General features: G+C 67.2%; 15 protein-coding genes. 6 read left to right on the top strand and 9 right to left on the bottom strand.

The window, feature by feature from the left end; genetic code table 11:
• Positions 1-130 precede the first annotated feature (130 nt).
• Positions 131-406: a hypothetical protein gene (locus ACVXZ4_RS17370; RefSeq protein ID WP_461796032.1), complete on the bottom strand. Its 276-nt coding sequence runs from the start codon at positions 404-406 to the stop codon at positions 131-133.
• Between the two features lie 165 nt (positions 407-571).
• On the opposite strand from ACVXZ4_RS17370, the gene ACVXZ4_RS17375 reads away from it, so the two are divergent.
• On the top strand, positions 572-1,099 hold the full coding sequence (locus ACVXZ4_RS17375; protein WP_461796033.1) for a hypothetical protein: 528 nt from the start codon (positions 572-574) through the stop codon (positions 1,097-1,099).
• 183 nt (positions 1,100-1,282) lie between these two features.
• Here the strand turns inward: ACVXZ4_RS17375 and ACVXZ4_RS17380 are convergent, their stop codons facing one another.
• From ACVXZ4_RS17380 to ACVXZ4_RS17395, 4 genes are all read right to left on the bottom strand, one after another.
• Entirely contained in the window at positions 1,283-2,200 is a 918-nt protein-coding gene (locus tag ACVXZ4_RS17380; protein ID WP_461796034.1) for an SDR family NAD(P)-dependent oxidoreductase, read from the bottom strand.
• On the bottom strand, positions 2,197-2,517 hold the full coding sequence (locus ACVXZ4_RS17385) for a chorismate mutase (RefSeq protein WP_461796035.1): 321 nt from the start codon (positions 2,515-2,517) through the stop codon (positions 2,197-2,199). Before ACVXZ4_RS17385 ends, ACVXZ4_RS17380 begins: the two co-directional genes overlap by 4 nt.
• Before the next feature lie 308 nt (positions 2,518-2,825).
• Positions 2,826-3,245, bottom strand: a complete 420-nt coding sequence (locus ACVXZ4_RS17390) for an organic hydroperoxide resistance protein (RefSeq protein WP_461796036.1) — start codon at positions 3,243-3,245, stop codon at positions 2,826-2,828.
• A 46-nt stretch (positions 3,246-3,291) separates the two neighbouring features.
• Positions 3,292-3,939: a GNAT family N-acetyltransferase gene (locus ACVXZ4_RS17395; RefSeq protein WP_461796037.1), complete on the bottom strand. Its 648-nt coding sequence runs from the start codon at positions 3,937-3,939 to the stop codon at positions 3,292-3,294.
• Between the two features lie 69 nt (positions 3,940-4,008).
• Here ACVXZ4_RS17395 and ACVXZ4_RS17400 point away from each other — a divergent pair, with 69 nt between their 5' ends.
• On the top strand, positions 4,009-4,617 hold the full coding sequence (locus ACVXZ4_RS17400; RefSeq protein WP_461796038.1) for a maleylpyruvate isomerase family mycothiol-dependent enzyme: 609 nt from the start codon (positions 4,009-4,011) through the stop codon (positions 4,615-4,617).
• A gap of 62 nt (positions 4,618-4,679) precedes the next feature.
• Here ACVXZ4_RS17400 and ACVXZ4_RS17405 read toward each other — a convergent pair whose 3' ends face one another.
• Genes ACVXZ4_RS17405 through ACVXZ4_RS17415 form a run of 3 tightly spaced genes read right to left on the bottom strand, consistent with a single transcriptional unit; the run spans position 4,680 to position 8,634 of the window.
• Positions 4,680-5,624 carry an aldo/keto reductase gene (locus tag ACVXZ4_RS17405; protein ID WP_461796039.1) on the bottom strand — a complete coding sequence of 315 codons (945 nt, stop codon included), beginning with the start codon at positions 5,622-5,624 and terminating at the stop codon, positions 4,680-4,682.
• Positions 5,621-6,541 carry a TolB family protein gene (locus ACVXZ4_RS17410; protein ID WP_461796040.1) on the bottom strand — a complete coding sequence of 307 codons (921 nt, stop codon included), beginning with the start codon at positions 6,539-6,541 and terminating at the stop codon, positions 5,621-5,623. Before ACVXZ4_RS17410 ends, ACVXZ4_RS17405 begins: the two co-directional genes overlap by 4 nt.
• A complete protein-coding gene (locus tag ACVXZ4_RS17415) occupies positions 6,538-8,634 on the bottom strand; it encodes a beta-galactosidase (protein ID WP_461796041.1) in 2,097 nt (698 codons plus the stop codon). Before ACVXZ4_RS17415 ends, ACVXZ4_RS17410 begins: the two co-directional genes overlap by 4 nt.
• A gap of 203 nt (positions 8,635-8,837) precedes the next feature.
• On the opposite strand from ACVXZ4_RS17415, the gene ACVXZ4_RS17420 reads away from it, so the two are divergent.
• The 4 genes from ACVXZ4_RS17420 (at position 8,838) to ACVXZ4_RS17435 (ending at position 13,113) form a co-directional block, all read left to right on the top strand.
• Positions 8,838-10,142 (top strand): ABC transporter substrate-binding protein, encoded by a 1,305-nt coding sequence (locus ACVXZ4_RS17420; RefSeq protein ID WP_461796042.1) that lies wholly within the window; start codon positions 8,838-8,840, stop codon positions 10,140-10,142.
• Positions 10,143-10,225: 83 nt separating this feature from the next.
• Positions 10,226-11,170, top strand: coding sequence for a carbohydrate ABC transporter permease (locus tag ACVXZ4_RS17425; protein WP_461796043.1), 945 nt, complete (start codon positions 10,226-10,228; stop codon positions 11,168-11,170).
• Positions 11,170-12,075 (top strand): carbohydrate ABC transporter permease, encoded by a 906-nt coding sequence (locus tag ACVXZ4_RS17430; protein WP_461796044.1) that lies wholly within the window; start codon positions 11,170-11,172, stop codon positions 12,073-12,075. The genes ACVXZ4_RS17425 and ACVXZ4_RS17430 overlap by 1 nt, the downstream gene beginning before the upstream one ends.
• Before the next feature lie 24 nt (positions 12,076-12,099).
• Entirely contained in the window at positions 12,100-13,113 is a 1,014-nt protein-coding gene (locus ACVXZ4_RS17435) for a LacI family DNA-binding transcriptional regulator (protein ID WP_461796045.1), read from the top strand.
• Between the two features lie 50 nt (positions 13,114-13,163).
• On the opposite strand, the gene ACVXZ4_RS17440 is transcribed toward ACVXZ4_RS17435, so the two are convergent.
• Complete coding sequence (locus ACVXZ4_RS17440) at positions 13,164-13,934, bottom strand: SGNH/GDSL hydrolase family protein (RefSeq protein ID WP_461796046.1); 771 nt, start codon at positions 13,932-13,934, stop codon at positions 13,164-13,166.

Consider the following 13,934-nt stretch of genomic DNA (forward strand, 5'->3'; position numbering starts at 1 on the left):
CTTTGGGGAGCGCCGTCGACGCGGAGCTCGGCTGACCCGGCACATATCGTCGGGAGCCGATGCCTTCGGAACGGTTTGCGACGGCTGGCTGCGGGCGAGTCTCCTCCTCCACCGGTAGCCACTGGGACGGCTATCCCCCGAACTCCGCGACCCGAGCCCAGACGGGACCGGCATGGCGCACCGTGGTCGGATGCGCCGCAATCATCCGCTCCCCCCGACCCTGGCCGCTCGACCATTCACCGTCGGAGAGGCCGCGGAACTCGGTGTCGGGGCCGGACGGCTTCGAGGCGGCGACCTCCGCCGGCCATTCCATGGCGTCCGGATGCCCCACGGCCTCCCCGCGGACGTCGCTGATCTCGCCGCCGCGTACGCCACCCGGATGCCGCCTGACCACTACTTCAGCCACTGGACTGCCGCCGTCCTGCTCGGTTTGCGACTGCCCGAAGGCCGGGTGCCGTCATCGCTCGATGTCTCGGTCCCGTCGCCACATCGGGCGCCGCGGCTTCGCGGTGTGCATGGCCACGAACAGCTGCCTAGCGTGCGGACACGCACGCTTCCCAGCGGTCTCCGGGTGAGTGATCCGGTCGAGACTTGGTGTCACCTCGCTGCCGAGCTCTCCCTCGATGAGCTGATCATCATGGGCGACGGACTGGTGAGCCGGCAGGCCCCGTTGGCGACTCTCGCGGAGCTCACCGCCGCGGTTGCCGGATGGGGCGCCAGGCGCGGGGCTCACCTGCTTCGTCGAGCGTTGCCCGAGATCCGGTGCCGCACCGACTCGGCTCGCGAGACCACCCTGCGTCTCCTGATCGTGCGGGCTGGGCTTCCGGAGCCGGAGGTGAATGTCGTGATCCGCAACAGTTTCGGTGCGGTGATCGGGCTCGGCGACCTGGGCTATCCGAAATATCGGGTGCTACTCGAGTACGACGGCGGGCAGCATCGCGCGGACGAGCGTCAGTTCCACATCGACATCGCCCGGCTCGACGCGTTCATGGAGGAGAAGTGGCGGGTGATCCGAGTCAACAAGAGACTGATGCGGCAGCGCGCAACACTGCTCGACAAGGTGCGCACGGCGCTGGAGGCGGCGGGCTGGTCCGACTGAGGGAGGACGGCTGGCGAACCGTCAGGCTGGTCGGCTGATTGCGCACAGCTGGCGAACCGTCAGGCTGACTGGGGCTGGCCGCGCACAGCTGACGAACCGTCACTATCCGCTGGCATCGCCCAGCCAGGCGACAGTTCGTGACGGATCGCGCCGCGGGGGTGAGCGCCAGGCCGACCGAGCCGCCTACACCACGAACTTCTGGCCGACGAGCTTCTCGGAGGCGGACCAGAGTGCTGCCCCGAAAGCCGCGTTGCTGCTGGATGCGACGGGCTTCTGCCGCACCGGAGGGCCGCTGAAGTTGCCGCGCGGACCCCAGTACTGGCCGCCGACGGCATCCGGGTCGGTCGCCGCCCGAACGGCGGACCAGGCCGCCCGGTCCTTTCCGCCGCCGATGAAGGGGAGGACCCGGGCGAACAGGCGACCACCAGCGGAGGGGTTCGTCACGCCGGGCCGTTCCGGGCTGAGCCCGTCGATGCCGCTTCCCGGATGCGCGACGAGCGCCGTGACGGAGCCGCGGGCGGCACGCAGCCGGCGGTCGAGCTCGAAGCCGAAGGACTGCGTCGCGTGCTTGGACTGGCCATAGGCCGCGAACGACGCGAAGGAGTGAGAACTCTGCAGGTCGGTGAGGTGCGGCTTGGTCAGCCGGGTCGCGCCGCTCCCCATGGTGACCACCCGGGCACCCGGCGTCGCGGCGAGCGTGGGGAAGAGCAGCGCGGTGAGCAGGAAATGTCCGAGGTGGTTGGTGCCGAACATCACCTCGTTGCCGTCGATGGTGGTCTCCCGCTGCGCGCTCGGCATGATCGAACCGGCGTTCTCGATGATCGCGTCGATTCGCCGTCCCGAGAGAGCCGTTGCCGCTGCCTGCACCGAAGCATAAGAGGAGAGGTCGAGGGTCACATGCTCGAGCTGTGCCCCGGGAGTGCGCGCGCGGATCGCGGCGATCGCGGCATCCGCCTTTGCGGCGCTGCGGCAGGCGATGATGACCTGCCCGCCGGCTGCTGCGAGCTGTTCACTGATGAAGTAGCCGATTCCGGCGTTGCCACCGGTCACGACGAAGGTCTTGCCAGCCTGGGAGGGGATGGCGCGCGGATCCCAGCTCATTCGGAGTGGGTCGCGATGCTTCCGGTGCTGGCGATCTGTTCGTGCTGGTGGATGACCTCCGCGATGATGAAGTTGAGGAACTTCTCGCCGAACGCGGGATCGAGATGGGACTCGGAAGCCAGCGCCTTGAGCTTGGTGATCTGCTCCAGTTCGCGGCCGGGGTCGGCCGCGGGCAGGCCACTGGACGCCTTGAGGCGCCCCACCTGCTGGGTGAACTTGAATCGCTCGGCGAGAAGGTGCACGAGCGCGGCATCCACGTTATCGATGCTCTGGCGGAGACTCAGCAGCTGGGCGGCGGGATCGAGGGAGTCGGGCATGGTTCGAGGGTACTCGGCGCGGGTCTCGCTCCGCGCGGGGCAGGCTATGCCGGTCGAGTAGTGCACGACGACGGAGGACGCGTGTCGAGACCGCGGGTCTCGACACGTCGCTGGCGCTCCTACTCGACCAGCAGGAAGCGGGGCTCCTACTCGACCAGCAGGAGGCGGGGCTCCTACTCGATCAGCAGGAGGCGCCACGCGCGTCGAGAATGTGGTCTCGACACGTCGCTGGCGCTCCTACTCGACCAGCAGGAAGCTGGGCTCCTACTCGACCAGCAGGGGGCGCCACGCGTGTCGAGACCAGCAGGTCAGCCGACCAGCGTGAGGGTCACTTCGATGTTGCCGCGGGTGGCGTTGGAATACGGGCAGACGTGATGGGCGGCATCCGCGAGCTCCTGGCGACGGTCCTCCGGCACGTGGGGCGTGTAGATGTCGAGTTCGACCGCGAGGCCGAATCCGCCCTCGCCGTTGCTGCCGATGCCGACGCTCGCCGACACGGCGGAGTCCGTGGTGTCGAGCTTCAGAGAGCGTCCGACGGCGTGCAGGGCGCTGAGGAAGCAGGCGGAGTACCCGGCGGCGAAGAGCTGCTCCGGGTTGGTGCCCTCACCGTTTCCACCGAGCTCCTTCGGCGGACGAGTGTCGAAGTCGAGACGGTCGTCTTCCGAGCGGACGTGGCCGTCGCGGCCGCCTCCGGTGGCATGGGCGATTGCGGTGTATGAGATTTCCATAGGGCAAGCCGACCATCCCCGTCTGGGCGTTGGCCGAGTGTGGCCCCTACGCCGACGGCCGGCTGCGGAACAGCACCGGCCGGTCGCCGTGGCGCTCGAGGCGCTGTTCGAGACCGGCGCGGACTCGCGGCCAGTCATCCACGATGATGGAGAAGACCGCGCTGTCGCGCCAGCTGCCGTCGGCTCTCGGGAGGTCGCGGCGCACGATGCCCTCGAAGGTCGCCCCGATGCCACCGATGGCCGCGCGGGACCGCTCGTTGAGGGCATCGGCCTGGATCTTGACGCGGCCGAACCCGTGGTCGAAGGCCAGTGCGAGCAGCAGGAGTTTGGCCTCCGCATTCACTGCCGAGCCCCACACCCGCGGGTCGTAGGCGGTCCAGCCGATGTGCGTCGCCTCGCGCGCCGGCTCGAAGTCGGCAAGGGTCGAAGTGCCGACGAGCTCTCCGTCGTGCGGTCCGCCGACCAGGAACACCGCATAGGGATTGCAATCGTCCCAGCGGAAGTAGGTCTCCGCCCACTCGGTGAATCCCTCCTCGGTGTCGCGGTAGCCCGCGGCACCTCCGCCGTATCCTCCGGCGAAGACCACCGGATGACCGATCGCCAGGAACAGTGCCGGCAGGTGCTCTCGCCGCAACGGCTCCAATCGCACGAATCGGCCGGGGAGCGTTGTGGGTTCGGGGCGGAGGGCGGTCACCGCACCAGTCTGGCAGGGCGAGGCGCCGCGGTGAATCGTGAACCGGCGTCGTTGGTGAATAATGCAGGGGTGACCAACACCGCCCTGTTCCTCAGTTCGGCCACCGCCTATGTGCACCTGCTCGGCGGGATCCGCGACGAGCAGTGGTCATCCCCCGCCCTCGGATCGTGGAGCGTGCGCAGCCTCGCCGGGCACACCGCCCGCGCGATCCTCACCGTGGAGAACTATCTCGCCCAGGAGGAGCCCGGCGACGTGACCATCGCCACGGCGGAGGCCTACTACTCCACCGTCTATCTCAGCTTCACCGATGACGCGGCGGTCGCCGCCCGCGGCGTCGAAGCCGGCGAATGGCTGGGCGACGATCCCGTCGCCCAGGTGTCGGCAGCGCTCGCCCGCGCGACCGCGGCGATCGAATCCCAGCCGGCGAACCGCATCGTATCGATCGGCGGGATGGGCATCCGGCTCAGCGAGTACCTGCGCACCCGCGTCTTCGAGCTCGTTGTGCACACGATCGACCTCTCGATGGCCACGGGGCTTCCCCACACTCTGCCGCAGGCCGGCGTGGAAGACGCCGTCACGCTCGCCGCGGCGGTGGCCGCGCGCCGGGGATCCGGTGAAGACGTGCTGCTCGCCCTCACCGGTCGCGCGCCGCTCGCCGCTGGCTACAGCGTCGTCTGACTGTCGGCAGCGTCAACGGGCAGGGCGGTCCGAGCCGTCAACGGGCAGGGCGGTCCGAGCCGTCAGCCGGGCAGGGCAGCATCGATCCGCGCCCACAGCTCGGCAGGGATCGGCTCCTTGGCCTCGGCGACGGCACGGTCGAGAGCATCACGACTCGAGACCCCGACGATCGTGCTGTGGATGCGCGGATCCCGGAGACTGAACTGCAGGGCGGCCGCCGCAAGGGTCACGCCCGCGTCGGCACACAGGGCCGTGATGCGGTCGAGCGCCTCCTGCTCGGGCGGTCGGATCGGCCGATAGGCGTAGGTGCCGCGAAAGCGCGCCTGGCCGGTGAGGACCCCTCCGCCGTAGGGAGCGGCGTTGTTGATGCCCATCCCTCGGCGGGTGGCCGCATCGAAGAGCGCCGAAGCGCTGCGGTCCACCAGGGTGAAGCGATTGTGGGTGATGAGTGCCTCGAACACGTCGGTCTCGACGAACTGCTGAAGCATGTCGACCGGTCCTCCGGAGATGCCGATGTGGTCGGCGAACCCGCGCTCTTTCATTGCGATAAGGGCCTCCACCGGCCCGTCGGCGGCCATGGATGCCTCGAATCCGATGTTCTCGGGATCGTGGAGGTAGAGCACCGGGAAGCGATCGATGCCGAGTTTCTGCTGGGATTCTTCGAGGGACCGCCACATCCGGTCGCTGCTGAAGTCCCCGCTCGCGTCTCGATCGAGCTTGGTCTGGATCACGAAGCCCTCCGGGATGCCGCCGGAGCGTTCGATCGCCCGGCCGATGAGGGACTCGGAGCGCTTGCCGCCGTATTCGTTGGACGTGTCGAGGTAGGTGATCGGGGTCGATCCGGAGAAGAATGCGTCCGCGAGCGCGGCGATTCGGGACTCGGCATCCGCAGCCGTCTCCCGGGTGCGCGCCGGACCCCAGGATGAGGTGCCGAGACAGAGCGGGGAGACGCGGAGTCCGGTGGATCCGAACTCCACCACGTCGGTCGGGCTGCTGCTCAGACTCACGGTTCTTCTCCCATCGGGTACGCCACGAAGGCGAATCGGTCGCCCTCCGGCGACCAACTGGTGACATTCATTGTTCCCTGTCCGCCGAACAGTTCGTGGAGGGTCCGCTGGTGCGAGCCATCCGGGCGCATCGCGCACAGCCGCACCGGCACATTCGAGGCGTGCCCGATCGTGCCGGGAGCGAACTCGAGGTAGACGACCACGGCACCGTCCGGTGAGGGCTTCGGGAACCAATGGGCGCTGTCGCCACCGGTGAGTTGTTCACGGCCGGTGCCGTCGGGACGCATCCTCATCACGCGGGTGCGTCCCCGCTGAGCCGGGCCGGTCTCCGAACTGAAATAGAGCCACTCACCGTCCGGCGAGTAGGCGCAGCCGACCGAATCACCGTCGTCGTTGTCGTCGGGGAGCGGGGTGGCTGCACCCCCGGCGGCGGGCATGGTGAAGAGGGAACTGACGAAGGGGCGACCCTCCCGGGCCTCCGCCCCGGTCACAGCGAGGGTGCGCCCGTCCGGCGAGATCCCGAGCACGAAATAGGCGAACGGTCCGGAACGATCCACCGAGAGCCGGGTCGGTTCTCCCCCGGCGACGGGGGCCGAATACACGTGGCCATCCCCCTCCGACGAGACGTAGACGGTCGTGCCGTCCGGCGAGACGACATGGTCGTTGTTGATGTCGCTCAACGATCCGAGCGGAATGCGCTCGAGCGCGCTGCCGCCGTTCGCCGCCACGCGGTAGAGCGAACCGGCGGAGTTGACGACGAGCCAGCCGTCGGGAGTCCAGTTCGGGGCTTCGAGCACGGCCTCCGTCGACCGGTGGATGACGCGCACCTCCCCCGTCGTCATGTCGAAAGTGGAGAGCTCCGAGACCTGGCCGGGCAGGAGCACCCGCCACTTCACCTCCCGGATGATCGGAATCACACCGCGGCTCCCTCTTCATGCTCGAGGCGGAAGACCCGCACCGCCCCTCCCGGGAGCACTGTCGGGTCCCCGTCGATCCCGGCCGAGATCGGCACTCCGAGATGCTCAAGTCGCACGGCCGAACCGGTGTGGTTGATGACCGTCGTGAAGGTGGCTCCGGCGCCGTGGCGCACGACTCGCTCCACCCCGGCGAGCGATTCCGCTGCGACCTCTATCTGCGCCTCGGCGAGCGGCGCTGCCAGAACCCGACGAAGCTGTGCGACATCGAACTCCGTCGAGAGGTACCAGGCCGTGCCAGATCCGAAGGCATTGCGGGTGATGGCCGGCTTGCCTGCCATCGGTCCATCGAGGTAGCTCACCTCGCCGGTCGCGCCGGTGAGCTCGATGTCATCCGTCCACACGGTTCCGTAGAGCCCGCCGGTGAGCTCGACCCGCTGGTCGGCGCGCAGTGGACCGAACTCCTGGATGGTGACCCCGAGCAGATCGTGAAGGCCGCCCGGCATGTCTCCGGCGTAGACCGTATCGGTGCCGGTCACGATTCCGGAGAAATACGATGCAACGAACACGCCGCCCGCCGAGACATAGGCCTGTAGGTTCTGGCGGGCCTCGGGAGTGACGAGGTAGAGGCTCGGCGCGAGCACGAGGCTGTACCCCGAGAGATCCGCCTCCGGGTGCGCGAAATCACAGGTGATGCCATCGAGCCAGAGCCGCTCGTAGAAGGTCTCGATCTGCCGCCGGTGATCGAGATCGATCGACGGGCGCCACTCCAGATCCTGCGCCCAGAACGATTCCCAGTCCCAGAGGATCGCGACGCGCGCCTCCACAACCGACCCTCGTACCTCCGCGACAGCGGCCAGCTCGGCGCCGAGGGAGACGGTCTCCCGGAAGACACGTGTACCGGGGCCCCCGTGCGGCACCATCGCCGAGTGGAACTTCTCGGCGCCGCTTCGGGATGCCCGCCACTGGAAGAACATGATGCCGTCGGAGCCGCGGGCGAAGTGCTGCATGCTGTTGCGGGCGAGCTCCCCCGGCCCTTTGGCGAGATTGCGCGGCTGCCAGTTCACCGCCGAGGTGGAGTGCTCGAGCAACAACCACGGCCTGCCGCCGGCGAGCGAGCGCACCAGGTCGGCATCCATCGAGAGCAGGATGTGGCTGTCCTCCCGTTCGGCTTTCAGGTAGTGGTCGTTCGCGACGATGTCGACCTCGCCGGCCCAGGTCCAGTAGTCGACGGCGAGACAGTTCGTCGCCATGAAGTTGGTGGTCACCGGCACGCCAGGCGACAGGCGATGCAGGATGTCACGCTCACGCCGGAAGTTCTCGAGCAGGGCGAAGTTGGTGAAGCGGGCGAAGTCGAGACGCTGGGACGGATTCGACGTGGTCGCCGAGATCCGCGGCGCATCGATCTCGTTCCACTCGCCGTAGCGCTGACCCCAGAATGCCGTGCCCCAGGCCGAGTTGAGCGCGTCGAGGCCTCCGTACCGGTGCTGAAGCCACGCGCGGAACGCCCGAACGGAGTGATCCGAATAGCACTCCGAAACCGGAGCTCCGTATTCGTTGTGGACGTGCCAGAGCTTCACCGCGGGGTTGCGGCCGTAGCGCTCCCCGAGCGCTGTGACGATGCGGGTGGTCGCTGCGGCGTATTCCGGCGAACTCGGGCTCGCCATGCCACGGGAACCGACGCCGAGGGAGATCCCCTGGCGGGTCATCGGCCGGGCATCCGGATAGCGGGCCCAGAACCAGGGCGGGGGCGACGCGGTGGGGGTGCCGAGGTCGACCCCGATCCCCGCCTCGGCGAGCATCCCGATCACGTCGTCGAGCCAGCCGAAATCGAATTCGCCCTCCCGCGGCTCGATCAGGGCCCACGAGAAGATGCCGATACTCACGAGGTTCACACCGGCCTCGAGCATCAGTCCGATGTCCTCGGCCCACACCTCCCTCGGCCACTGCTCGGGGTTGTAGTCGCCGCCGAACGCGATGCCCGTCGTCGCTGGGATCCCCGAGGCGAAGCGGTCCCAGCGATCGTGTGCCGGGACGCCGGAGCCGACACCCGATCGGGCGCCGGCCAGGGACCGGGGCGAGAGCTCCGTGGTCATTTTTCTCCTCAGTGAGACTGATCCTGTTTACGGTTATAGGCACTATTGCAGCTCAAAGGCTATATTCCCTCGAAGAAGTTGCCGCTTGACAATGCGCGATCCGCGTGACCTACTATAACCGGTTACAGTCATCAAGAGCCGACTGATTTACGCATCAGAAATCGCCGCCGCGACACCGTGGCCGCGCTCAACGAGGAGGAAAAATGCGCATCACACTCCGTGGCGCCCTGATCGCGACAGTCGTCGCGTCAGCGCTGCTTGTCACCGGATGTTCGAGTGGGGGATCCACCACCGCGGACTCGGGCCCGGTCACGATCACCTACTGGGGCTGGGCCCCGGACATGGACAAGGTCGTCGCTACGTGGAACAGCAGCCACAAGGACATCACCGTGAAGTACGTGAAGGTCGATGCGGGCGACGCCGCCGTCACCAAGCTCCTCACCGCCATCAAGGCCGGAAGCGGGGCCCCCGACCTGATGCAGGCCGAGTACCAGGCCATCCCGACCATGGTCTCCGCCGATGCCCTCAAGGACATCTCCAAAGACGTCGATCCGAAGCTCAAAGACAAGTTCAGCGAGGGAGTCTGGTCGTCGGTCACCCTCGGTTCCGACGCCGTCTATGGGATCCCCCAGGACTCCGGACCCATGATGTTCTACTACCGCAAGGACGTCTTCGACTCGCTCGACCTCAAGGCGCCTGCCACCTGGGACGAGTACGCCGCCGACGCCAAGATCATCCATGACGCGAATCCCTCGCAGTACCTGGGAACCTTCTCCTCCGGTGATGCCGGGCAGTTCGCCGGTCTCACCCAGCAGGCCGGCGCCTCGTGGTGGTCGACCAAGGGCACGGCCTGGTCGGTGAACATCGACTCCGCCGCCGTCAAGAAGGTCGCCGGATTCTGGGGCGGACTTGTCGAGGCAGGAACAATCGCGAACATCAAACAGTTCACTCCCGAATGGAACGCCGCCCTCGCCGGTGGCACCCAGGTCGGCTGGGTGAGTGCCGTCTGGGCTCCCGGGGTACTGGCGGGCAACGCCGCAGACACGGCGGGCAAATGGGAGATGGCCCAGCTGCCGCAGTGGGATGCCAGCAAGCCGGCCAACGGCAACTGGGGCGGTTCGGCCGTCGCGGTCACCTCGCAGTCGAAGCACGTCGCGGCCGCGGTGAAGTTCAACACCTGGCTGGCGACCAACCCCACCGCCGTCAGCCAGCTTGTCAGTGTGTCGGCGATCTACCCGGCCGACACCGTCGATTCGAAGAGCGCGCTCTCCAAACCCAACACCTTCTTCGCGAACCAGCCGGGCTTCTACTCCCTCGCCGCGAAGCTGGCGGACACGGTGCAGCCGTTCACCTACGGGCCCAACGTCAACGTCGCCTACAGCGCGTTCAACGACGAGTTCGGCAAGGCAGCGGAAGCGAAGTCCAAAGCCGCCTTCCTCACCGCCGTCGACTCGATGCAGAAGATCACCACCGATGACCTGAAGAAGAACGGGTTCACGGTCAAGTAGCATCCGCCGACCCCCTCCGCCCCGGCGCCGACAGGCCGGGGCGGAGGGGGCGACCTCCCGGCCACGCGACGAAGGAGTCCGCCATGACCCAGACCGACATCCGCCCCGGCACCGCGATCACGCGTGCCCGCCGCCGCGGCTCGATAACCCCCTACATCATGCTGATTCCGGCCGTGGTGCTGTTCGCCGCCTTCATCGCCGCTCCGATCGTCTACACGATAATGCTGAGCTTCCAGAAGACGAAGGTGACGGGACTCGGACTCGGCTCGGGATCCCGCGAGACCGTCTTTGCCGGGGTACAGAACTACGCGAACGCGCTCGGCGACCCGGACTTCCTCGCGAGCGCCGCTCGCGTGGGGCTCTATGGCCTCATCCTGGTGCCGACGATGCTCGGGCTCTCCCTGCTCTTCGCCCTGTTGCTCGATTCCCGGCGCACACGCGCTCGTGGTTTCTCCCGCATCACGATCTTCCTGCCCTTCGCGGTTCCCGCCGTGATCTCATCGCTTCTCTGGGGCTTCCTCTACATCCCGAGCGTGAGCCCGTTCTACCGGCTGGCGAGCGCCATCGGCGTGCAACTGCCCGAACTGCTCTCCGGAAACCTCGTGATCGTGGCGATCGCGAACATCGCCCTCTGGGGCGGCGTCGGCTTCAACATGGTGGTGATGTACACCTCGCTCACGGCCATCCCGTCGGACATCTACGAAGCGGCCCGGCTGGACGGGGCATCCGAGACCCAGATCGCCCTGCGGGTGAAACTGCCCATCATTGTGCCCTCGCTCATCCTCACGACGATCTTCTCGATGATCGCCACGCTCCAGGTGTTCGCCGAGCCGACGGTGCTCCGACCACTCACCAACTCGATCTCAACCACCTTCACGCCGCTGATGAAGGTGTATCGCGACGCCTTCGTGCGCAATGACATCTACTCCGCTTCCGCGACGAGCGTCGTCATCGCCATCGCCATATTCGCTCTCTCATTCAGCTTCCTGCAACTGATCCAACGCCGAGCGTTCGCCGAGGAGAACTGATGGCCATCACATCCCGTCCCGAGGCACGGGTGCTGCCGCGCCTCGCCCGCAGCCGGCCGGGCAACATCGGGGTCAACGGTCGCGCGAGTGGCGTGTCGACCGCACTTCTGCTGATCGGTGCCCTGTACTGCCTGCTGCCGCTCGCCTGGGTGCTCGCGGCGTCGACAAAGGACGGCACCGAGCTGTTCACGACCAACACCTTCCTGCCGAGCGGTCACTTCCTCGACAACATCGTGGCCCTTGGCACCTACCGGGGAGGGATCTACTGGAAGTGGATGCTCAACACCGCCCTCTATGCCGGTGTCGGAGCGCTGCTCTCCACCGTCGTCTCCGCGCTGGCAGGCTACGCCCTCGCGAAGTACGACTTCCGCGGCAAGAAAGCCACCTTCACCGTGCTGCTGGCCGGAGTGCTCGTGCCCAATGTGATCCTGGCCGTCCCCCAGTATTTCTTGCTCTCCGCCGCCCACGTCACGAACACCTACTGGGCGGTGCTGCTCCCCCAGATCGTGAGCCCCTACGGCATCTACCTCGCGCGCATCTATGCGGCCGCCTCGGTACCGAACGACATCGTCGAGGCCGCCAGAACGGACGGAGCCGGCGACTTTTACATCTTCCGGCGGATCGCCATCCCCATGATGCTCCCCGGCCTCGTCACGGTGTTCCTGTTCCAGTTCGTGGGCATCTGGAACAACTTCATCCTGCCGTACATCATGCTCGGCGACGACAGCCTCTACCCGATCACTGTCGGGCTCAGCGGGCTCCTCAACCAGGGATCCACGGTTCCAGCGCTCTACACGCTGGTGATCACCGGGGCACTCGTGTCGATAGTGCCGCTCGTCGTGCTCTTCCTCGTACTTCAGCGCTACTGGAAGGTCGACCTCGGTGCCGGTGCGGTCAAGGCATGAATCCGCCGGAATAGACTGCTGACTGTGAAGCCCGACGACGCCAAGCGGCCGACCATCCGCGACGTGGCGACCGTGGCCGGGGTCTCGAGCGGTACCGTGTCCCGCGTTCTCAACTCGAAGAACTGGGTCAGCCCGGAGTCGAAGGCAGCGGTGGATGCCGCGATCAAGAAGACCGGCTACCGGGTGAACCCGCACGCCCGCAACCTGGCGACGAGCCGATCGAACACGGTGGCCTTTCTGCTCACCGAGCCTCAGCAGCTGCTCTTCGAAGACCCCAACTACTCGATGCTCGTGCGGGGCACGGCCAAGGCACTCGCCGCGAACAATGTGTCTCTCGTACTAATCATCGCGGGCGACCCCGCCGAGCGAGCGCGGGCGACGAGCTACATCACGGCCGGACACGTGGACGGTGTGCTTCTCGCCTTCTCCTCCCCCGATGGGGCCGGACTGATCGAGAGCCTTGTCGACGCGAACATCCCGCTGGTGGCCTGCGGGCAGCCCCTCGGTTTCGAAGGCCGGCTCGGCTGCGTCGCGGCCGATGACCTGAACGGAGCCAAGCGGATGGTCACCTACCTGCAGGGTAGGGGTCGCCGCCGAATCGTGACGATCGCCGGGCCCGCGGGATCCCCGGGTGGGATCGCGAGGTTGCAGGGCTATCGTGATGTGCTCGGCGAAGACTTCGAAGACCGTTTCGTCGTCGAGGGCGATTACAGCCGCACGAGCGGCCTCCACTCCATGCGGCAGCTCCTGGCCCAGGTTCCCGATCTCGATGCGGTGTTCGCGGCGAACGACGCCATGGCGGCGGGCGCGATCGAAGCCCTGAAGACGGCCGGCAAGCGAGTGCCGGAGGATGTCTCGGTGGGCGGTTTCGACGATTCCAGCTTCGCCGAGACCACAGAGCCCGCCCTCACGACGATGCAGCAGCCCTTCGATCGGATCAGCGTCGAGATGGTGCGGCTGCTGCTCGGCCAGATCGCCGGGGAGGAACCGGCGACGGTGACCCTCCCGACCGCGCTCATCGAGCGCGAGTCCGCCTGATCCGTCACGCTCGGTGTGTGAGGAGAGGGCGGCAGACGCGTCGGCCGGACTCAGACTGAGGACAGTCGAGCCATCACGAATTCGCTCAACCATGCGGCCCAACGCCGGTAGAGGGTGCTATAGCTGAACGCTCCCTCGATGAAGTCGGATGCCTCCGGTGCAGGCAGCGTCGCGCGCTGCACCCGAGGAAACGCTCGACAGGTATCGGCCAGGATGGCATTGAACTCCCGGCCGTCCAGCTCGAGGGTTCTGCTGACTAGCCGACCCACCTGAACATGCGGGGAGACATCGGGCACCTCGGCTACGGCCACGAGGGCAGACGGCGACACAGCGCCGTCGAGGAACGCCATCAGCGCCGCCAGTTCTGCACGCCACGCCCGGAACGAATTGAAGGCGAGCACATCTGCGCTACCGGGGCAAACGATGATCACGTCGAAGCTGGCAAGCCCGTTCATCGAGCGAAGGGCGGCGGCAGTGCTCGCGAGCGTCGGGTTCTCCGTCGACAGCGACTCCCAGTCCACCCCACGACCCGTCTCGCGGGCGAGGGAGCGAGCGAGGAGCGCAGCCACGCCGAGGCCGTAGCTCGGAACTCCGATGGCTGAGCCGCTGAGGCCCCCGACGACGAGGATGTGCAATCGAGACCGACCATCGACAGAGCCGTGTGGGGAGTCGGTCGGGCTTCCGGATGCGAGGCGCGTCGGCGCGCCGCTCACATAGTTGAGGGCGATGACGTTACGGAACAGGCCGAGGGTTGATCGGGTGATGGCTCTGGACAGCCGAGTTCGCACGGAGCCGGACTTCTCGGCAATCGAAGGGGGCAT

This window comes from Lacisediminihabitans sp. FW035 (assembly GCF_054880895.1).